Origin of the sequence: Maricaulis maris, from assembly GCF_036322705.1 — a bacterium.
GTDB lineage: Bacteria > Pseudomonadota > Alphaproteobacteria > Caulobacterales > Maricaulaceae > Maricaulis > Maricaulis maris_B.
Window position 1 is genome coordinate 758211 of the sequence record NZ_AP027270.1, and the last position, 17572, is coordinate 775782.

Below are 17572 nucleotides of genomic sequence, written 5' to 3' on the forward strand. Positions count from 1 at the left end.
CGCTGGGCAATGCTTGCCGCTTTGACGGCAGATATCGCCGGGACCGCCTCGTTTTTGCCGCCTGCGCAGGGAGCCAGTCATGTCGTTGAGCGGTATTCTCGGTAATGCCCTGTCGGGTTTGCAGGCCAGCCAGTCCGGTCTGCGGGCGGCTTCCAACAACGTCGCCAACGTCAACACGCCCGGCTATGCCCGGACCATCGCCAGCGTCGAGGCCCGCAATGTCGGCGGCGTCGCGATGGGGGTGCAGGTCAACGGGATCGTCCGCATTGTTGATCGTCACCTGCAGCTGACCTCGCTGCGCAGCATCTCCGAAGCCAGCATGGCGGAGGCGCGGGCCGGCGCCCTCGATCGCATGCAGTCCCAGTTCGGAAACCTGGATGATAGCGGCTCGATCTTTGCGCGCCTGAATTCTGCCTTCGCGGGTCTGTCGCAAGCCAGCGTCGACCCGACCCTGTCGGTGTCGCGCCTGTCGGCCGCCGCCGATCTCGACGGCTTCTTCAACGAGGCCGAGCGCCTGTCCACGGAGATCCGGGCCCAGCGCCTCGAGGCCGACAGCAAGATCAACGCCACGCTGCAGCGCTCCAACGAGATCCTGCGCGAGCTGTTCGAACTCAACGCCAATGTGCAAAGCCTGTCCTCGGGCGGCGGCGACAGTTCGGGCGCGGAAAACCGCATGTCCGAACTACTCGACGAGATGTCGGAATACATGGATGTCCGGGCCGACTTCCAGGGCGATGGGCGCGTCGTGGTGCGGACCACGGACGGTGTCCTTCTGCTCGACAATTATCCTACAAACCTGACCTACAAGGTCTCTGGCTCGGGCTCCTACGGTGTCGAGTATGGCAAGATCTATGCGGAGCCTCCCAAGGGCGGCAATCCGCAGGAGCTCGACAGCCATATCAATTCCGGCGAGCTGCGCGCCCTCATCGATCTGCGCGACCGCACCCTGCCCGAGATTGCCGAGGAACTGGCCGAAATGACGGCGGGCACGGCGGACGCGCTCAACGCGGCGCACAATGATGCAGCCTCCTACCCCGCGCCGCAGAGCCTGACCGGGCGCAATACCGGACTGGTCGCGGCCGATGCCCTCAACTTCACCGGCGCCACGACAATGGCCGTTGCCGACACTACGGGCCAGCTGGTCCGGCGGGTCGATATCGACTTCGACGCCGCAACCTATTCCGTCGATGGCGGCGCCGCAGTGGCCTTTGGCGGCACCGTTGGCGATCTGGCCACGGCGCTCAATACCGCCCTGGCCGGGGTCGGCTCGGCGAGCTTCAGCGATGGCCAGCTGAGCGTTTCGGCAACGTCAGCGACGAATGGCGTTGCCTTCATCCAGGACGAGACCAGCCCGTCCGACCGGGGCGGGCGCGGCCTGTCGCACTTCTTCGGTCTGAACGACATCGTCCGCTCGGAACTGCCCGGCTTCTTCGATACCGGTCTCACGGGCAGCGATGTGCACCAGTTCGCGACCGGCACCGCCGTGAATTTCCGGATCGATACCATCAATGGCAAGACAGCGGGCAGCTATACCTTCCCGATGGTGACCGGTGAGACGGTCGACGACATTGTCACCGCGCTCAACAATCCCACCACCGGCGTTGGCCGCTATGTCACCTTCTCGCTCGACAGCAACGGGGCGCTCACCTACGCCGCCAATGCCGGCTATGAGGGTTATGAGCTTTCCCTGACCGGCGATGACACGGCGCGTGGAACCACCGGCGTGGCCTTCTCGAAACTCTTCGGCATCGGCCTTGAGGCCAAGGCTGCCCGGGCCGAGGCCTTTTCGGTCGACACCCGGATCCGCGCCGACTCGTCCCGCCTCGCCCTCGGCAAGCTGGACATTGATGCCACCAGCGTGGTCGGCGACTACGTGCTTTCGGCGGGCGATAATCGCGGTGGAATCGGCCTCCAGGCTGCCCTGTCGACATCGCACACATTCGGTGCCGCGGGATCGCTCTCGAAATCGAGCGCCAGCGTGGGTGATTATGCGGCGCGGATTGCCGGCACAATCGGCTCGCGGGCGGCCCGGGCCGAGAGCGAGGCCGGTTCTGCCGTGACGCTGCGCGAAACCGCGGCCCAGAAGCGCGCCGATGTCGAAGGCGTCAGCCTCGACGAGGAACTGGCCGCGATGACGCTGTACCAGCAGTCTTACAATGCCGCCGCGCGGATGCTGCAGGCGGCCAAGGAAATGACCGATACTCTGATGAATATCGTCTAGGAGGTCCTACGCATGGCTCGTGTTTCCACCTTCGCTGCCAACCAGAGCGCCCTGATGGACCTGATGAAGGCCCAGAAGGCGATGTTCGATGCGCAAAAACAGCTCACGACGGGCAAGCTCGCGACCGACCTCAAGGGTGTTGGTCACCAGGCCGAGACCCTGTCAGCGACGCGGGGGGCTTTGCAGCGGGCCGCGTCCTACGAGGAAGCCGCGGTTCGGACTGCCGCGCGCCTGGAGAGCCAGGACATCGCGATGGAGCAGATGGCCGAGGCCATCACCGACCTGCGCCTCGCGGTCACGTCCAAGGATGGCGACTACACCATGCATCAGACGCGCGAGGCCTTTTACAAGGTCGCCAACGCGCTCAATACCCAGCACGCCGGCGTCTACATCTTCGGGGGAACGCGGACCGATGCCGCGCCTGTGGCGACCAATGATCTCGATGACCTCGTCGGGATGACGAACGCCAGTGAGGCCTTCGTCAATAATGACCGCCGGCCGCAGGTCCAGCTCGACAACAACCTGATCATGGAAACCGGCATGCTGGCCAGCGATGTCGGCGGCGAGGTGTTTGACAGTTTCAAGCGGATCGCCGACTTCAACGCCGGCGCCAACGGCCCCTTCGACTCGCCGCTGAGTGCCGCCCAGGACGCCTTCCTGATCAGCGAGATCCAGAATGTGATCACGGCGCTCGACAACATCTATGTGAAGATCGGTGAAAACGGCGCGGCCCAGTCGACCGTCGAGACGCTGACCACCTCCCATGCCGATCGCCAGCTCTTCCTGAAGCAGATGCTGTCCGACCTTGAAGACGTCGACATGGCTGAAGCCGCGACCCGCTTCCAGGCGGCGCAGACGGCGCTCGATGTCTCGGCCAAGACCTTCTCCTCGCTCAGCCAGGTCTCGCTGCTGCAATATCTGAGATAGGTCGGGGGACGGTCGCCGGCCTATTCCCGATTGATCGGGCTCGCGGTGGCTTGCATGCTTGGCACATTCACGGGAGGTCGCATGCTCAAACGCATTCTCTTTACCCTCATCACCATGATGATCGGTGCCGCGATCGGGGCCGGCATCGTCTGGCTGGCCACCGGTCATGCCGGCGCCAGCCTTGTGGCCGCCGTCCTGATGCTCCCGATCTTCGGCCTGCTCGGGCTCGGCCTCGGCGGCGCCCTGCTGGATCGCAACAAGAACCCGGCCGCGATGAGCGCCTATGCCGGCAATGCCGGCAATATCCGCTCTTAGCGTCGTTGCTTGCTTCACGTATACAGCCGCCTCGCGGGTCCCGCGTCTGTCTTCGATGATCGCGCTGTTAAATTGAACGCTTGGGGGCAATCTTTTGGCTCGAAATCAAAATAATAAGCGACGTCGTCCGGCCCTTGGCGGTGCTGTCTTCGGTGGTCTGATCGTCCTTGCGCTCTTGGCATTGGGGGTGGGGGTGACCGTCACCGGGCTGCCCTGGATAATACTCGGAGCCGCCATCGGTGGTGGCGTTCTCGGCGACAGGTTGAGAAACGCTTCAGCCGACGCGACCATCCCACGCCTGATCGAATCTCTTTTCTCCAGTGTTGGAGGGCTGTTTTCTGGAGCGATTGACTTCTTTGGTGACGTCTTCAACGGGGCGGACGGTTGATAGCAGATACTGATCCTTCACAAGCAACTGGCGCTGGCCGACGGGCGTTGAGAGGCAGCGCCTTTATTGCCGGTGCATTGAGCCTGGCTGTCGCGGCGCTTTGCATATGGCTGAAAGCGCATCTGATCGTTCTTGTACTCGTTGTTTCTTTGACATTTCTGAGCACATTGATTGTCGCGTATTTTGTCATTTTGGATCCGAAAGGATTTCTGCGGCACTTGCTGCGAGAGGCTTTCGCTGGCTGGCAATGAAGGGCTGGCTTGTCGGGTTCCTAACTGCTTGATTCTAAAGCATGGCCGTGTCGTGCTGTCGGCCCCTTGATTGTGTCTTCCCGGCCCCGCCGTTTGGAGGGGCGCCGCGGGATCGCACCAAGTATCCGGTGGCGATGCGCTGCGAAGACCGGTTTGTCCCGGGTTTTCACGCTTAACCTCTCTCCCCAAAGCGCCTATATACCCGCCTCCAACAACCGTTTGCTGCGGGCCTTGACCCCGCTGGAGGCGCTCTATGACCACCCCTGATACCGGCCGCGCCCGTGCGCAGGCCGATGATCTCATTGCACAATTGGGCCTGTCCGGCGATCCGCTGGGGCTGGGAGGCGATCCCGGTGATCACCGCGTCGTGGTGGCCATGTCCGGCGGCGTCGACAGTTCCGTGACCGCGGCCCTGCTGCACCATCTCGGCTATGACGTGGTCGGCGTGACCCTGCAGCTCTATGATCATGGCGCGGCCCTGGCCAAGAAGGGCGCCTGCTGCGCCGGTCAGGATATCTATGACGCCAAGCGGGTCGCCGAGGCCTGCGGCTTTCCCCATTATGTGCTCGATTATGAAAGCCGCTTCCATGAAGCGGTGATCGAGGAGTTTGCCGACACCTATCTGGCCGGCTTCACGCCCATTCCCTGCGTGCGCTGCAATCAGACCGTCAAGTTTGCCGACCTCCTGACCACAGCCCGCCAGCTTGGCGCCGTGTGCATGGCGACGGGGCATTACATCCAGCGCGTGGTCGGGGAAAAGGGACCGGAGCTGCGCCGCGCCGCCGATGCCGGCAAGGACCAGTCCTATTTCCTGTTCGCGACCACGCACGACCAGCTCGACTTCCTGCGCTTCCCGCTCGGACATCTCAACAAGGACCAGACCCGCCAGCTGGCCGAGGCTTTCGGTCTGATCGTTGCCGACAAGCCGGACAGCCAGGACATCTGCTTCGTGCCCAATGGCCGCTATGTCGACATTGTCGAGAAGGTCCGCCCCGGCGCCTCGCGTCCGGGCGAGATCGTGCATGTCGATGGCCGGGTCATGGGCACGCATGAGGGCGTGATCCGCTATACGGTCGGCCAGCGCCGCGGACTCAACATCGCCGTCGGAGAGCCGCTCTATGTCGTGCGGCTGGATGCCGACAAGGCCCAGGTCGTTGTCGGCCCGCGCGAGGAACTGGAAGTCGACACCATCGCCCTCAAGGACATCAACTGGCTTGGCGATGAAGCCCTGTCAGACGGCGCTCCGGTGCGCGTAAAGGTCCGCTCGACCCGTCCGCCGGTGCCAGCCGCGCTGTCGGTCGAGGGCGATCAGGTCCGCGTCGTCCTCGCCAAGGGCGAGGAGGGGGTCGCGCCGGGCCAGGCCTGCGTCTTCTATTCCAGCGACGATGCCGACCGGGTGCTGGGCGGCGGCTGGATCGCCGGCACAAGCGGCCGCGGCGGTTCAAGCACCGGCGTGCGGTTGATCGGGTAGGGGCGAGGGCTTTCCCCCATTGTGATCCCCGTCCTGCAGCCCTCTTGCCGGCGTGTGGATGCGCCCCATCTGATGCTGGTGCCTTTCGCGCCCCCGCATTCTCTCCAATCCGGACGTCCCGATGTTCTATGAACCGAAAAACGGCCACGGCCTGCCGCACAATCCGTTCAACGCCCTGATCACGCCGCGCCCGATCGGCTGGATTTCGACGCGCAGTGTCGACGGCGTCGACAATCTCGCCCCCTATTCCTTTTTCAACGGGGTTTCCTATGAGCCGCCGCAGGTGATGTTCGCTTCTACCGGCCACAAGCCGGACCGCGCGCGTGGCAAGGACAGTATCGGCAACGCCATCGACACCGGTGTGTTCTGCGTCAACGTGGTCGGGTTTGCGATGCGCGAGGCGATGAATGCCAGCTCGAAACCGGCGCCGCGCGATGTCGACGAGTTTGACCTGGCCGGATTGGCCCGGACCGAGTGCGAGACGATCGCCTGCTCGCGCATCGCCGAGGCGCCGGCCAGCATGGAGTGCAAGCTGGTCCGCACCGTCGATCTGCCCGGCGAAGCCAATATTGTCGCCTTTGGTGAAGTGACCGGCATCCACATCAAGGATGATTGTCTGGTCGACGGCATGTTCGACGTCACCCGATACCAGCCCCTGGGCCGCATGGGCTATCAGGATTATACCCGCGTCACCGAGCTGTTCAGCCTGATCCGGCCGACTTAGGGGCCTGCGCCTGATGCTGTCAGGGTCTCGCCCGGCCAGACGGAGTGGGTGACGGGCCATGCCCGGACTGCTGTTGCGCCAACCCCGAAGGTCCCGTCATCCCGCAGATCGCGGCTGCGCCGCGACCGGGGGCGCGGTGGGTATGGTGGCGCGAATTTGTCGAACTCCGGCAGTCTATCCCCCGCTTCAGTGCCTGTCCTTCGCCCTCGGGAGACGGTGCCCCGGAGGAGCGGATGAGGGGGATTCTCGGGGAAATACCGGGGTTTACCCCTCACCCTGACCCTCTCCCCAGGGAGAGGGAAAGTGCCGCGCCGACAAAAACTTATCCGCACCTCGTCCGGCCCACGCGATACTCACTGCGGTTTTCGGGACGGGAGGCGCGAGCTCAGTCACTTGTGCCCGGAAGCGTGCGGAGCCTGTCCGCGTAAGGGGGTGACATCCCGATACTCCGGCAGGGCGTGCGACATGGTCGCGGGGCACTAAACGACCGACCCCATCTACCGGTCGCATTGGAATCGGGGGCGAGAGCGTCCGGGAAAACTCCGCGTGCGGGATGCTTGTCGAAGCTACCCATTTAAATACAGCGCTTTATCGGCTCCGGCCGGCATCCCGCTCCCTCCTCTGCCCAAACCGCCAGGCGCCAAGCGTCGTGGCGATCTCGGTGCGTGGGTTCGGGTCTGGGGCAGGCGCCCTTGGGGGGGAAGGTTACTGGCGATGTTGGGCGGTCAGTTCGAGGGTTTCATCGGCGAGATCGAAGGTCAGCATGAAATCGCTGATCGAGGCGAAGCTGGCGATGCGTATCGGCCCGTCGCGCTGGTCATCGAGGCGCAGGCGCGGATCGAACCATTGGCCGGTCAGCCGGTCCCACCAGTTGATGTGCAGCAGGGTGGGCGCAAAATAGGCGCCGATATTGACCTTGATACGGCGCCGGGTGTCGGTGAGCCAGGCAGCGGCCGCGACCACGTCGAGCATGAATTCGGCGCTGTTCTGGTAGCGCAGGTCGGCCGGGTTGGAGAACAGCGAGTAGTCGGCCTGGTGCAGGTGGTCATACTGGTCCGAGGCGAGCACATCGAGCAGACGGATCTGCATCTCGGCAGTGGGAATGATGATCCCGACCTGTCCGACCGCATCGCCGCGCATGAAGTCCAGGGGCCAGTCCTGGACCAGCCGGGACCGGCTCGGGTCGTCCTCGCCGTGATAGAGATTATAGACCGCGTAGCCAAAGCCCTGCGAGCCGTCGGCTTCGGTCACCGGGCCATAGACCCAGAAGGCCCCATGAGTGTAGCGCAAACCTTCGGGCAAGTCGGCCCGCGGTAGGCCAGAGCGGAAGATCAGCGCCACATAGGCCCCGCGCCCGGCCAGTTCGCGCTCGACCTGTTTGGAGAAATCGGCCGCCTGCTGGAGCGTGAAATGATCGCCGGGCCGGCCATCGCTGTCACCGCTCGCCGGTGCGGCGAGGATGACAAGACAAAGGCAACACGCGATCAGGCGCAACATCTTACCGGTCCGGATCCGGATCGCGCGGCGCTTGCGAGACCACGGTTTCGCTCAGCGGCAGGCCGCCCGACCGGGGCGCGTCAGTGTCCTGCTCCGCGGCACGACGCGAGCGTGCCATGCGTTGGGCGGCGCGGGCATGATTGCGGTCGGACGCACGGGCCTGATCATTATCAGCCTCTTGTGTCGCGGCCGGCGCCGGTTCGGTCGCTGGCGGCTGGGCCTCGGCCGCGCCGAGATACATGGCCAGCGTGAAACTCGAAATCAGTAGAATGCGCATCGTGATATCCGTGCAAGCAGGTCCCTCGAAGAAACCTTACACGAGCCGGTCATCCAACGGGAGAAAAAATCGCCTGAGACGCGATCTAGAGGCCGAAGCGGCCGACGATCGGAATGTGATCCGAGGCCTTTTCCTTGCCGCGCGTCTTGGTGTGGATCTCGATGCCCTCGAGGCGGTCGGCCGCCTGTGGGGAGCACAGCAGGTGGTCGATGCGGATGCCATGGCCCTTGTTCCAGCGCCCGGCCTGGTAGTCGTAGAAGGTATACTGGTGGCCGCGCCCGTCGAGCTGTTCGAAAGCCTCGGTCAGGCCGAGCCATTGGAGCGCCCTGAAGGCGGCCCGCGTCTGTGGCAAAGCGAGGGCGTCGCGCTCCCACTCGGCGATGTCCCAGCAATCACTGTCGCGCGGGATGCAGTTATAGTCGCCGGCGAGGACAAGCGGTTCCTCGAAGGCCAGCAGGCCCTTGGCGTGCAAGCGCAGGCGTTCCATCCAGGCCAGCTTGTAGTCGTATTTCGGGCCGGGCGCCGGATTGCCATTGGGCAGGTAGATTGACGCCACCCGCACCGGTCCGCTCTCAGCCGATATCACCGCCTCGATATAGCGCGCCTGTTCGTCGCTCTCATCGCCGGGCAGGCCGCGGCGGACCTCCTCGATCGGGTGTTTCGAGAGGATCGCGACACCATTGTAGGACTTCTGGCCATGGGTCTCGACATTATAGCCAAGGTCCTCGATCTCCATCCGCGGGAAACCCTCATCGACCGTCTTGATCTCCTGCAGGCAGGCAATATCCGGCTTCGCTTCGGTGAGCCAGTCGAGCACATTGGGCAGGCGGGCCTTGATCGAATTGACGTTCCAGGAGGCGATGGTGAGGGACATGGCGGATCACGGGTGTCGGTTGGCGATTGAGGGTTCAGCCTAACCCGTTTCGGCGACGAGAAAAGAGATGGGAGCGCAGCGGATGCACAGACTGGTTTTGATCGCCGGGTTCAGTGCGGCGATGTTGGCCCCGGCGGGTCTGGCGCAGGATGCCCCGACGGATGAAGCCCCCATCCTGCGCGAGGAATTGATGCCGCTCGCCTTTCTGGCCGGGGCCTGCTGGACCGGCGTGTTTCCCGGATCGGAGACCTTCGACGTGCATTGCTATGAGCCGGTCTATGGCGGCCAGTATCTGAGTGATGTGCATGCCGTGCCGCAGGGCAGCGACGTCTATCGCGGCGAGGCGCTCTACCATTGGGACGCGGAGGCAGAAGTGATCACCTATCGCTACTATAGTTCCAGCGGCGGCGTGTCGGACGGCACCATGATTCCGGACGGCGACCGCATGCTCTTCCCCGACGAAACCCATGTCGGCGATGATGGCATCGAACGGGCTTTTTCAACGGTCATGCAGATCACTGGTCCGGACCGATATTCCGTCGTGACCAGCGAGGACGGCGAAGTCGTCATGCAGATCGAGTTCCAGCGCATTTCGCGGCAGGAGGCCGACGAGATGATCCCCGGCGGGGTGTATTAGTACGCCAGAAATCTCGTGAACTCATCCACGTCCGCGCGCTCCGAGCGCAGCGTGTTCACGGCCGCCTTCGGGTCGGCATGACCGAGTGCCATGCCGCACCAGATGCGTTCCTCCGGTGACAGGCCGATGGCGGCGCCGACGGTTTTCCAGCGGGTCATCCAGGCTTCCTGGGCGCAGGTGGCTAGCCCCTTTTCCTCGGCGGCCAGCATGACGCACATGATGAACATGCCAAGATGCCCCCATTGATTGAGGTTCATGCGGGCGTCGAGGCTGAAGAAGAGACCGACCGGAGCGCCGAAGAATTCGAAATTCTTCAGCAGGTGATTGAGCCGGGCCGCCTTGTTGTCACGGGCGATGCCCATGGTCTCGTACATCTGTTCGCCCAGCGCATGGCGTCGGGTGCGGAAGGGTTCCCACAGTGATTTGGGATAGGCGCCGAAATCATTCTCGTCTCCGAACGGATCGACTTCGAGCCGCATCCGGACCGTGTCAATGACGCGCTGGCGGGCCTTGCCGGTCACGACATGCACCGTCCACGGCTGGACATTGCCGCCGGAAGCCGCCCAGCGGGCGGTGTCGAGAATCTCGCGGATCTCCGCCTCGCTGACAGGTGTGTCGAGAAAGGCACGCGTCGAGATACGGCGCCGGGCGATGTCGGAAAATGAAGTGGTCATGGATGGTCAGAGTCCTGTGAGCGATTCAAAACCGCCGAAAATCAGTCGCTTGCCGTCAAACGGCATCAGGTCGTCCTTCATGCGCGGATCGGCCATCATCTTTTCCATCGCCGCATCGGCCGTCGCCTTGTCCGGCCATACCGCCCAGGAGAAGGTGACCGTCTCGCCATCGCGTTTCTCGACCGCCTTCGGAAACGAGGTGACTTCGCCCTCGGGCACATCCACGCCCCAGCAGTCGACCGCCTGCAAGGCGCCATACTCTTTCATCATCGCACACATGGCGACGCTGCTTTCGATGAAGGCATCCCGATTTTCGTCCGGTACTGCCGCAACATAACCTTGAACATAGGCCATGGGTGTCTCCTCCCGCTTGTCGCCGGCAGACGAGGCCATCCCGCGCCAGGCGGCGCGCGCCTAAACCGAGAAACTCGTTCCGCAGCCGCAAGCCGCGGTCGCATTGGGATTGTGGATCTTGAAGCTGGCGCCGATCAGCTCGTCGACATAATCGATCTCGGAGCCTTCCAGGAAAGGCAGGGAGGCTTCGTCGATCACCACCTTGGCGCCGTCCCGCTCGATCAGCTGGTCATCCTCATTCACGGTCGCGTCGAGGTCGAACGTGTAGGAAAAGCCCGAGCAGCCGCCGCCGACCACACCGATGCGAAGCAGGTCGGCCGCAGCCTGGCTGGCAATGATGGCGTTGATCTGTTTGGCGGCCGAAGCCGAAAGCGTCACATTTGCGGACATGGTTCTGCCTGATGCTTCTGCCCGTCAGGGCCTTTGGTTTGTGCCTGTAGTGTCATATATGGACCTCCCGCCGCGCGGATAAAAGGCCCCGCTGACATGATGATTGCCGCGACCGACCGGACCCGTGCGCCCTATGCCTGCCATCCCTCGCAATCGCGCGGGCGCCGCTTTGCCCAGCCGGACAGCGCCATGCGCAACGCCTTCCAGCGTGATCGTGACCGCATCATCCACTCGGCGGCCTTTCGTCGGCTGAAGGAAAAGACCCAGGTCTTCGTGGCCCATGAGGGTGACCAGTACCGGACCCGCCTGACCCACTCGCTGGAAGTTTCGCAGATTGCCCGGACCCTGGCGCGGGCGCTCGGTGGCGATGAGGATCTCGCCGAGGCGCTGGCCCTCGCGCACGATCTCGGCCACCCGCCCTTCGGCCATGAAGGTGAACGGGTCCTGGCGCAGAAGATGAAGGATTTCGGCGGCTTCGACCACAATGCCCAGACCCTGCGGGTGATCACCAAGCTGGAGGTCCGCTATCCCGAATTCGACGGTCTCAACCTGACCTGGGAAACCCTCGAGGGCGTGGTCAAGCATAATGGTCCGCTGCTCGGCCAGGGCCAGACCGAGGCCGACCTGCCCTGGGCCTTCACCGATTATGACGGCTGGCGCGAGCTGGAATTTGCCACCCATGCCGGACTGGAGGCCCAGATCGCCGCCCTCGCCGACGATATCGCCTACAATAATCATGATATTGATGACGGGTTGCGGTCCGGCCTGCTGGAGATGGAGCCGCTGCTGGACCTGCCGCTCGTCGGCGACATTTTTCGTCGTGTCCGCGAGCGCTGGCCGGACAAGCCGCAGGCGATCATTGTTCATGAGGCGGTGCGCGAGCTGATCGGCGTTATGGTCGCCGACGTGCTGACCGAAACCCGCAAACGCCTCGATGAAGCCCGTCCGGAGAGTGCCGAGGCGCTGCGGGCGCTGGATCGACCGATGGTCGCCTTTTCCGAGGCGATGCTGTTGCATCTGGCGGCCCTGCGTCGCCATCTCTTCGCCCACATGTACAAGCACTACAAGGTCAACCGGATGATGAGCCAGGCGCGGCGGGTAACCGGCGAGTTGTTCGACCTTTATCTGGCCGATCCGGGCGTTCTGCCCAGTGACATCCAGGCCGGGATGAACGGCGCCGGGACAGCGCAGACCGCGCGGGGTGTGTGTGACTATATAGCGGGCATGACCGATCGCTTTGCAGTTGAAGAGCACAGACGGCTTTTCACCGTGCAGGGGTATTTCTAAACTGTCGCCGCGGTAAGGCCGTGGCGGCCAGAATGTTATCATGGTGCGGCGCGTCGTGATTCGCGCGACCGCCGGGCAAGGATGAGAACCGGGATCCATGACAGACCAGGACGAGGAAAGCCGGATCGGGGCCTATGCGCCGCCCGCAGATGAGTTCGCCACCTTCGATGCGCGCGACGAGGATGCCCGTCGCGGCCTTCTCCTGCTGACAACGGCGCTGGCGGCCTTCGTGCTGTTTCTGGGCGTCGTCTGGAGCGCCTACAATCAGGGCCTGCGCGACAGTGGCCGCGACGGTGCGCCGCGTCTTCTGCCGAATGAGGAGCCCTATCGCGAACGGCCGGCGGATCCGGGCGGTGAGCAGACCCCCGACACCGACATGGAAGTCTATGACCGTCTGACCGGTGACGATACCGCCGACGAGCCGGTCTCCGTGCGTCCGGCGCCGGAAGAACCGCTCGAGGAAACCAGCCGGCCCTCCCTGCGCGTCGAGCAGGTCGATGCCGACACCGCTGCAGCCAACACACAGACGGTTGAAACCGAAACCCTGCCGGACGCAACCCCGCGTCAGGCGCCGCAGCGCCCGCAACGCCAACCCGATCCGGAGCCGGAGGTTCGCGCTCCGGCGCGCCAGCCGGATCCGGCGCCCGTCGAGACCGCGCCCGCAACGCCAACGCCGTCAACGGTCTCCGGCGCAACAGCCGGTGTGGACCTGTCGGGCAGTTGGGTGGTGCAGATCGCGTCCTTCCGGAGCGAGGCCGACGCCGAGGCCGCCTGGGTCGCCTTCCGGACGCGTTTTTCCGACATCTCCGCCGGCATGGCGCCCGATGTGGCCGCGGTCGAGATTGAGGGGCGTGGCACCTATCACCGCCTGCGCATTGCTGCCTTTGCCGATCGCGGTGACGCGGTCAATTTCTGCACGACCCTGCAAGGGCGGGGTCAGGATTGCTTGGTGGCGCGTCGATGAGCATTTCTTCGGTGATTTACGGGCTTGGCGGACCAAGGCTCAGCCCGGACGAGAAGGCCTTTTTCCGGGATATCGATCCCTGGGGCTTCATTCTCTTCGCCCGCAATATCGAAGGCATCAACCAGGTCTCGCGCCTGACGCTCGAATTGCGCGACTGTGTTGGCCGTGACGCGCCGATCCTGATTGATCAGGAAGGTGGCCGCGTCGCCCGCCTGCGTCCGCCGACCTGGCGTGCCGCGCCGGCCGCCCAGCGCTTCGCAGACCTCTGGTTCGTCGACGAGGAACTGGCCATTGAGGCGACCCGGGTCAATCACCGCCTGCTGGCGCATGAATTGCGGACCATTGGCGTCGATGTCGACTGCGCCCCGGTTGCCGATCTGCGGATCGAAGGGGCGGACGACATCATCGGTGACCGGGCTTTCGGGACGACGCCGGAGCCGATCATCCATCTCGGCCGGGCGGCGATGGAAGGCCTGATGGCGGGCGGTGTCGCGCCGATCATCAAGCACATCCCCGGTCATGGTCGGGCCAGGGCTGACAGTCATCTGGAGCTGCCGGTCGTGCCGGAAGAGCACGGCCTGCTCTCGGAAACCGATTTTGCGCCCTTCAAGGGCCTCAACGATGCCGTGATGGCGATGACAGCGCATATCGTCTACGCCGATATTGATCGCGATCAGCCGGCGACCCAGTCCGCCGATGTGGTGGGCAAGGTGATCCGGGGCGAGATCGGGTTTGACGGTCTGCTGATGACCGACGACCTGTCGATGAAGGCGCTCAGCGGGAGCTTCCGGGAGCGCGGCGAGTTGTCCCTCAAGGCCGGCTGCGACATGCTTTTGCATTGCAACGGCCAGATGACCGAGATGATCGGCGTGGCCGAAGGTGCAACGGGTCTCGCCGGCAAGGCGCTGGAACGGTCGGAGGCAGCCGAGCGCGTTCGTGAGACGATCGAGGATTTTGATCCCGAAGACGCCGAATCACGTCTGAATGACTGGCTCGACAGGCTTCCCGCCTGATCGGGGCCGGTCTGGTGCGGGAAGACTTCATCTGAAACGGGAGCGTCGTGAGCGAGGAATTCGAGGAAGACGTCCGGTTTGAAGCCGCCGAGAATGCCGAGACCGATGCGCTCGTCGTTGATCTCGATGGATTCGAGGGACCGCTTCACCTCCTCCTCGCGCTGGCCCGCAAGCGCAAGATCGATCTCGCCAGGATCTCCATACTCGATCTCGCCGACCAGTATCTGCGCTTCATGGAGGCGGCCCGGCAGAAGCGTCTCGATCTGGCCGCGGATTATCTAGTGATGGCGGCCTGGCTGGCCTATCTCAAGTCGAAACTCCTGCTGCCCAAGCCGCCCAAGGAGGAGGAGGACCAGCCGGCCGAGGTTCTGGCCGCAGCGCTGGCCTTCCGGCTGCGTCGTCTGGAGGCGATGCGGGCGGCCGGTGAAGCCTTGTTCGCTCGCCCCTTGCTGGGCAGCGATGTCATGGCGCGCGGCATGCCGGAGGGGGTGAGGGCGACCCGCTCCATGGTCTATGAGGCCGACATGCATGACCTGCTTTCGGCCTATGCCAGCCGCCGCGTGAAGCAGGCGCGTTCGGTCTATCGACCGCCGACGCCGCGCGTTTATGGTCTGGAAACTGCAAGGGATCGGCTTGAATCGCTGATGCCGCAAATCAGTGAATGGCGACAACTGGATAGCCTTCTGCCCGGAGCCGGGGAGCTGGGCGCCAATCCACCTCCGATGCGGTCGGTGCGGGCCAGCTCCATGCTGGCAGCGCTTGAAATCACCAAGGAGGGCCATGCACGATTGCGACAGCAAGAAGCTTATGCGCCGCTCTATGTGAAGGCGCTGTCGGGGGAAGAGGGCGCACACGATGACGGATGATACGACGACGGAAGAGCCGACCGACGCGATCTCCAGTGCCATCTCGGCGCTGCGCGAGCGCGCTGCCCATCAGGGGCCGAGCCTGAGCGCCGATGTCGAGGCCTCCGAGGCGCTGGGCGTTCATCTCGCGATCAATACGGAACGCCGCAATCTGCGTGTCCTGGAAGCCTTGCTGTTCGCGGCAGCCGAACCGCTGGACGAGGAAACCTTGATCGGACGCTTGCCGCTGGAAGCCAATATCCAGGCGCTCCTGGAAAGGCTGCGTGAGGAGTATGCCGAGCGCGGGGTTCGCCTGACCGAAGTCGGCGGGCGCTGGCGTTTCGAGACGGCCCCGGACCTCGCCGACGTGCTGGTCGAGGTCAAACAGGAGCCGCGCAAACTGTCCCAGGCTGCGCTCGAGACCCTGTCCATCATCGCCTACCACCAGCCGGTCACGCGGGCCGAGATCGAAGAGATTCGCGGCGTCGCGGTGTCGCGCGGAACGCTGGATCTGTTGTTCGAACTGCGCTGGGTCCGCCCGCGCGGCCGTCGCCGCACGCCGGGTCGCCCGGTGACCTACGGCACCACCCAGGCCTTTCTCGAATATTTTTCCCTCCAGTCGATCGGCGATCTGCCGGGCATGTCCGACCTCAAGGCCGCCGGTCTGCTCGACGCGCGCCTGCCGCCGGATTTCTCGGTCCCGGACCCGACCCGCAGTGTCGAACCCGACCTGCTGGAAGACCCGCTCAGCGATGATGAGGCGCACGCCTTCCATGTCGATTTCATGGATGGCGATGACGAACCGGACGGCGCGGCCTGACAGCGGTTCCCGTCACCCGGGGCTGCGATGAATTGTCTCGCGGCCTGATCGACAGGTTGGACGGGGCGGGGCAAGTGCAGTAGACCCAATTGGCTTGGTTCAGACGGAGGGGCAAATGGCTCCCGGCATGTGGCAAATTCTTCTCGTTGTGCTTCTCGCAGTGCTGCTGTTTGGCGGCCGCGGGAAAATCGCGTCGGTCATGGGCGACTTCGCCAAGGGCATCACCAGCTTCCGCAAGGGGCTCAAGGATGATGACGGTGAGGGCGAGACTGCGGCATCAGACCAGCCGGCCGGCTCGCTGAACACCGAGACCCGCGAAGACGAAAAGACCGGGAGCTAGGCGATGAGCCCCGGCATCGGCATGCCGGAATTGCTGGTCGTGCTCGTCCTCGCTCTTGTCGTGGTCGGCCCGCAGCAATTGCCTGTCATGATGCGCAAGGTCGGTCAGATGATGGCCCAGGCCCGTGCCATGGCGAAGGATTTCCAGAACAGCTTCGAGGAGATCGGTCGCGAGACCGAGCTGTCCGAGCTGCGTCGCGAGATCGAGGCGCTCAAGGAAGCCAATCCGGTCAATAATCTCCGCGGCGAGTTCGACAAGGCCGCGCGCGACCTCCAGGACGATGATATTCGCCAGCTCAAGCTGAAGCAGGTCGACAAGGACCGCGCGGCAGCCGAGCAGGCCAAGGCGGCCAAGCTGGCCGAAGGCACGCCGTCGGATGCGCCCGACGCGGCATCGGATGCGGCCTCAGAACCGGTGACCCGCGAGCCGGCGGCGCCGACCAAGCCGGTCGACGAGATCAAGGGGCGCTGATCGGCATGGCCGAGATCGAGCATGACAACGACGAAGTCGAGGCGAGCCGTGCGCCGTTGATCGATCACCTGATCGAGCTGCGGTCGCGCCTCGTGGTGATCATGGGCTTCCTGCTCGTGGGCTTCATGGTCTGCTTCTTCTTTTCCGAGACCCTCTATCAGTGGCTTTTGCTGCCCTACCGCGATGCGGCCTCGGTCGTGCGCGGCGTGCCGATCGAGGAACTTGACCTGACGGCGAACTTCTTTGCGCCGCTGGAATTCTTCTTCGTCAGGCTGAAACTGGCCCTGGTCGGTGCGATCATCATCACCTTCCCGGTCATTGCCTGGCAGATCTACGGTTTTGTTGCGCCGGGCCTTTACAAGAATGAGCGCGGCGCTTTCGCACCCTTCCTGGCGATGTCGCCGGTGCTGTTCGGCCTCGGCGTGAGCTTCGTCTACTTCTTCGTCCTGCCGATGGTGATGCGCTTCTCCCTCGGCCAGGAACAATCGGCCGAGCTGGTCGGCACGCGGATCGAGCTGTTGCTCAACGTGTCCGACTACATGAATCTGATCACCACGCTGATGCTGGTCTTCGGTATTTCCTTCCAGATGCCGGTCTTCCTGATGCTGCTTGCCAAGGCGGGCATCCTCAAGGCCAAGACCCTGCTCAAGGGCTGGCGCTTCGCCGTGGTCGGCATCGCCCTGTTTGCCGCCTTTGCCACGCCGCCCGACCCGATCTCGCAGATCATGCTCGGCGGCGCCTTGCTCCTGCTCTACTTCATCTCCATCGGAGGCATGCATCTGATGCATCCGGGCGAGCGGGACGAGGCGGACGAAGAGGACTGATCCGGTTT

Annotated in this window: 22 protein-coding genes; 16 read left to right on the forward strand and 6 right to left on the reverse strand. The window is 64.1% G+C overall.

The features are described from left to right. Positions 1 to 79 precede the first annotated feature (79 nt). From flgK to AAA969_RS03415, 7 genes are all read left to right on the forward strand, one after another. Positions 80 to 2221: a flagellar hook-associated protein FlgK gene (flgK, locus tag AAA969_RS03385; protein WP_338243635.1), complete on the forward strand. Its 2142-nt coding sequence runs from the start codon at positions 80 to 82 to the stop codon at positions 2219 to 2221. 12 nt (positions 2222 to 2233) lie between these two features. Beyond that, positions 2234 to 3148 (forward strand): flagellin, encoded by a 915-nt coding sequence (locus tag AAA969_RS03390; protein WP_338243637.1) that lies wholly within the window; start codon positions 2234 to 2236, stop codon positions 3146 to 3148. An 81-nt stretch (positions 3149 to 3229) separates the two neighbouring features. Further along, positions 3230 to 3463: a hypothetical protein gene (locus tag AAA969_RS03395; protein WP_338243640.1), complete on the forward strand. Its 234-nt coding sequence runs from the start codon at positions 3230 to 3232 to the stop codon at positions 3461 to 3463. A 94-nt stretch (positions 3464 to 3557) separates the two neighbouring features. Then, positions 3558 to 3851 carry a hypothetical protein gene (locus tag AAA969_RS03400; RefSeq protein WP_295693038.1) on the forward strand — a complete coding sequence of 98 codons (294 nt, stop codon included), beginning with the start codon at positions 3558 to 3560 and terminating at the stop codon, positions 3849 to 3851. Next, positions 3848 to 4102: a hypothetical protein gene (locus AAA969_RS03405; protein WP_301064398.1), complete on the forward strand. Its 255-nt coding sequence runs from the start codon at positions 3848 to 3850 to the stop codon at positions 4100 to 4102. Before AAA969_RS03400 ends, AAA969_RS03405 begins: the two co-directional genes overlap by 4 nt. A 253-nt stretch (positions 4103 to 4355) precedes the next feature. Continuing rightward, positions 4356 to 5573 carry a tRNA 2-thiouridine(34) synthase MnmA gene (mnmA, locus tag AAA969_RS03410; RefSeq protein ID WP_338243648.1) on the forward strand — a complete coding sequence of 406 codons (1218 nt, stop codon included), beginning with the start codon at positions 4356 to 4358 and terminating at the stop codon, positions 5571 to 5573. A 121-nt stretch (positions 5574 to 5694) separates the two neighbouring features. Continuing rightward, entirely contained in the window at positions 5695 to 6297 is a 603-nt protein-coding gene (locus tag AAA969_RS03415; protein WP_338243650.1) for a flavin reductase family protein, read from the forward strand. A 705-nt stretch (positions 6298 to 7002) separates the two neighbouring features. On the opposite strand, the gene AAA969_RS03420 is transcribed toward AAA969_RS03415, so the two are convergent. The 3 genes from AAA969_RS03420 to AAA969_RS03430 all read right to left on the reverse strand — a co-directional run bounded on the left by AAA969_RS03420 (position 7003) and on the right by AAA969_RS03430 (position 8945). Next, positions 7003 to 7794 carry a DUF2145 domain-containing protein gene (locus tag AAA969_RS03420; RefSeq protein ID WP_338243653.1) on the reverse strand — a complete coding sequence of 264 codons (792 nt, stop codon included), beginning with the start codon at positions 7792 to 7794 and terminating at the stop codon, positions 7003 to 7005. Position 7795: 1 nt separating this feature from the next. Continuing rightward, complete coding sequence (locus AAA969_RS03425) at positions 7796 to 8071, reverse strand: hypothetical protein (RefSeq protein ID WP_338243655.1); 276 nt, start codon at positions 8069 to 8071, stop codon at positions 7796 to 7798. Positions 8072 to 8156: 85 nt separating this feature from the next. Then, entirely contained in the window at positions 8157 to 8945 is a 789-nt protein-coding gene (locus tag AAA969_RS03430; protein WP_338243657.1) for an exodeoxyribonuclease III, read from the reverse strand. Between the two features lie 82 nt (positions 8946 to 9027). Between AAA969_RS03430 and AAA969_RS03435 the strand changes: the two genes are divergently transcribed. Further along, positions 9028 to 9582, forward strand: coding sequence for a hypothetical protein (locus tag AAA969_RS03435; RefSeq protein WP_338243659.1), 555 nt, complete (start codon positions 9028 to 9030; stop codon positions 9580 to 9582). On the opposite strand, the gene AAA969_RS03440 is transcribed toward AAA969_RS03435, so the two are convergent. From AAA969_RS03440 to erpA, 3 genes are read right to left on the reverse strand one after another with little or no spacing between them, the layout of a single operon-like run. After that, positions 9579 to 10256: a nitroreductase gene (locus AAA969_RS03440; RefSeq protein ID WP_338243663.1), complete on the reverse strand. Its 678-nt coding sequence runs from the start codon at positions 10254 to 10256 to the stop codon at positions 9579 to 9581. The genes AAA969_RS03435 and AAA969_RS03440 overlap by 4 nt on opposite strands. Positions 10257 to 10262: 6 nt before the next feature. Continuing rightward, a complete protein-coding gene (locus tag AAA969_RS03445; RefSeq protein WP_338243665.1) occupies positions 10263 to 10610 on the reverse strand; it encodes a DUF1428 domain-containing protein in 348 nt (115 codons plus the stop codon). A gap of 60 nt (positions 10611 to 10670) precedes the next feature. Then, positions 10671 to 11000: an iron-sulfur cluster insertion protein ErpA gene (erpA, locus tag AAA969_RS03450; RefSeq protein WP_338243667.1), complete on the reverse strand. Its 330-nt coding sequence runs from the start codon at positions 10998 to 11000 to the stop codon at positions 10671 to 10673. A 99-nt stretch (positions 11001 to 11099) separates the two neighbouring features. Between erpA and AAA969_RS03455 the strand changes: the two genes are divergently transcribed. From AAA969_RS03455 to tatC, 8 genes are all read left to right on the forward strand, one after another. Next, positions 11100 to 12287: a deoxyguanosinetriphosphate triphosphohydrolase gene (locus AAA969_RS03455; protein ID WP_425325028.1), complete on the forward strand. Its 1188-nt coding sequence runs from the start codon at positions 11100 to 11102 to the stop codon at positions 12285 to 12287. A 97-nt stretch (positions 12288 to 12384) separates the two neighbouring features. After that, on the forward strand, positions 12385 to 13251 hold the full coding sequence (locus AAA969_RS03460) for an SPOR domain-containing protein (protein WP_338243675.1): 867 nt from the start codon (positions 12385 to 12387) through the stop codon (positions 13249 to 13251). Beyond that, positions 13248 to 14264 (forward strand): beta-N-acetylhexosaminidase, encoded by a 1017-nt coding sequence (gene nagZ / locus AAA969_RS03465; protein WP_338243677.1) that lies wholly within the window; start codon positions 13248 to 13250, stop codon positions 14262 to 14264. The genes AAA969_RS03460 and nagZ overlap by 4 nt, the downstream gene beginning before the upstream one ends. A gap of 47 nt (positions 14265 to 14311) precedes the next feature. Then, complete coding sequence (locus AAA969_RS03470) at positions 14312 to 15130, forward strand: segregation and condensation protein A (protein ID WP_338243679.1); 819 nt, start codon at positions 14312 to 14314, stop codon at positions 15128 to 15130. Further along, complete coding sequence (gene scpB / locus AAA969_RS03475; RefSeq protein WP_338243680.1) at positions 15120 to 15929, forward strand: SMC-Scp complex subunit ScpB; 810 nt, start codon at positions 15120 to 15122, stop codon at positions 15927 to 15929. The genes AAA969_RS03470 and scpB overlap by 11 nt, the downstream gene beginning before the upstream one ends. A gap of 115 nt (positions 15930 to 16044) precedes the next feature. Next, positions 16045 to 16269: a twin-arginine translocase TatA/TatE family subunit gene (locus AAA969_RS03480; protein ID WP_338243682.1), complete on the forward strand. Its 225-nt coding sequence runs from the start codon at positions 16045 to 16047 to the stop codon at positions 16267 to 16269. Between the two features lie 3 nt (positions 16270 to 16272). Next, the gene (gene tatB, locus AAA969_RS03485; protein ID WP_338243684.1) at positions 16273 to 16740 is read left to right on the forward strand and encodes a Sec-independent protein translocase protein TatB; all 468 of its coding nucleotides are present in this window, start codon (positions 16273 to 16275) and stop codon (positions 16738 to 16740) included. A gap of 5 nt (positions 16741 to 16745) precedes the next feature. Then, positions 16746 to 17564, forward strand: a complete 819-nt coding sequence (gene tatC / locus AAA969_RS03490; protein ID WP_338243686.1) for a twin-arginine translocase subunit TatC — start codon at positions 16746 to 16748, stop codon at positions 17562 to 17564. The last annotated feature ends 8 nt before the right edge of the window (positions 17565 to 17572 follow it).

Excerpts from the sequence above, each read along its gene's own strand:
- flgK (WP_338243635.1), top strand. The coding sequence starts at position 80 with ATGTCGTTGAGCGGTATTCTCGGTAATGCCCTGTCGGGTTTGCAGGCC.
- AAA969_RS03390 (WP_338243637.1), top strand. The coding sequence starts at position 2,234 with ATGGCTCGTGTTTCCACCTTCGCTGCCAACCAGAGCGCCCTGATGGAC.
- AAA969_RS03395 (WP_338243640.1), top strand. The coding sequence starts at position 3,230 with ATGCTCAAACGCATTCTCTTTACCCTCATCACCATGATGATCGGTGCC.
- mnmA (WP_338243648.1), top strand. The coding sequence starts at position 4,356 with ATGACCACCCCTGATACCGGCCGCGCCCGTGCGCAGGCCGATGATCTC.
- AAA969_RS03415 (WP_338243650.1), top strand. The coding sequence starts at position 5,695 with ATGTTCTATGAACCGAAAAACGGCCACGGCCTGCCGCACAATCCGTTC.
- AAA969_RS03420 (WP_338243653.1), bottom strand. The coding sequence starts at position 7,794 with ATGTTGCGCCTGATCGCGTGTTGCCTTTGTCTTGTCATCCTCGCCGCA.
- AAA969_RS03425 (WP_338243655.1), bottom strand. The coding sequence starts at position 8,071 with ATGCGCATTCTACTGATTTCGAGTTTCACGCTGGCCATGTATCTCGGC.
- AAA969_RS03430 (WP_338243657.1), bottom strand. The coding sequence starts at position 8,945 with ATGTCCCTCACCATCGCCTCCTGGAACGTCAATTCGATCAAGGCCCGC.
- AAA969_RS03435 (WP_338243659.1), top strand. The coding sequence starts at position 9,028 with ATGCACAGACTGGTTTTGATCGCCGGGTTCAGTGCGGCGATGTTGGCC.
- AAA969_RS03440 (WP_338243663.1), bottom strand. The coding sequence starts at position 10,256 with ATGACCACTTCATTTTCCGACATCGCCCGGCGCCGTATCTCGACGCGT.
- AAA969_RS03445 (WP_338243665.1), bottom strand. The coding sequence starts at position 10,610 with ATGGCCTATGTTCAAGGTTATGTTGCGGCAGTACCGGACGAAAATCGG.
- erpA (WP_338243667.1), bottom strand. The coding sequence starts at position 11,000 with ATGTCCGCAAATGTGACGCTTTCGGCTTCGGCCGCCAAACAGATCAAC.
- AAA969_RS03455 (WP_425325028.1), top strand. The coding sequence starts at position 11,100 with ATGATTGCCGCGACCGACCGGACCCGTGCGCCCTATGCCTGCCATCCC.
- AAA969_RS03460 (WP_338243675.1), top strand. The coding sequence starts at position 12,385 with ATGACAGACCAGGACGAGGAAAGCCGGATCGGGGCCTATGCGCCGCCC.
- nagZ (WP_338243677.1), top strand. The coding sequence starts at position 13,248 with ATGAGCATTTCTTCGGTGATTTACGGGCTTGGCGGACCAAGGCTCAGC.
- scpB (WP_338243680.1), top strand. The coding sequence starts at position 15,120 with ATGACGGATGATACGACGACGGAAGAGCCGACCGACGCGATCTCCAGT.
- AAA969_RS03480 (WP_338243682.1), top strand. The coding sequence starts at position 16,045 with ATGGCTCCCGGCATGTGGCAAATTCTTCTCGTTGTGCTTCTCGCAGTG.
- tatB (WP_338243684.1), top strand. The coding sequence starts at position 16,273 with ATGAGCCCCGGCATCGGCATGCCGGAATTGCTGGTCGTGCTCGTCCTC.
- tatC (WP_338243686.1), top strand. The coding sequence starts at position 16,746 with ATGGCCGAGATCGAGCATGACAACGACGAAGTCGAGGCGAGCCGTGCG.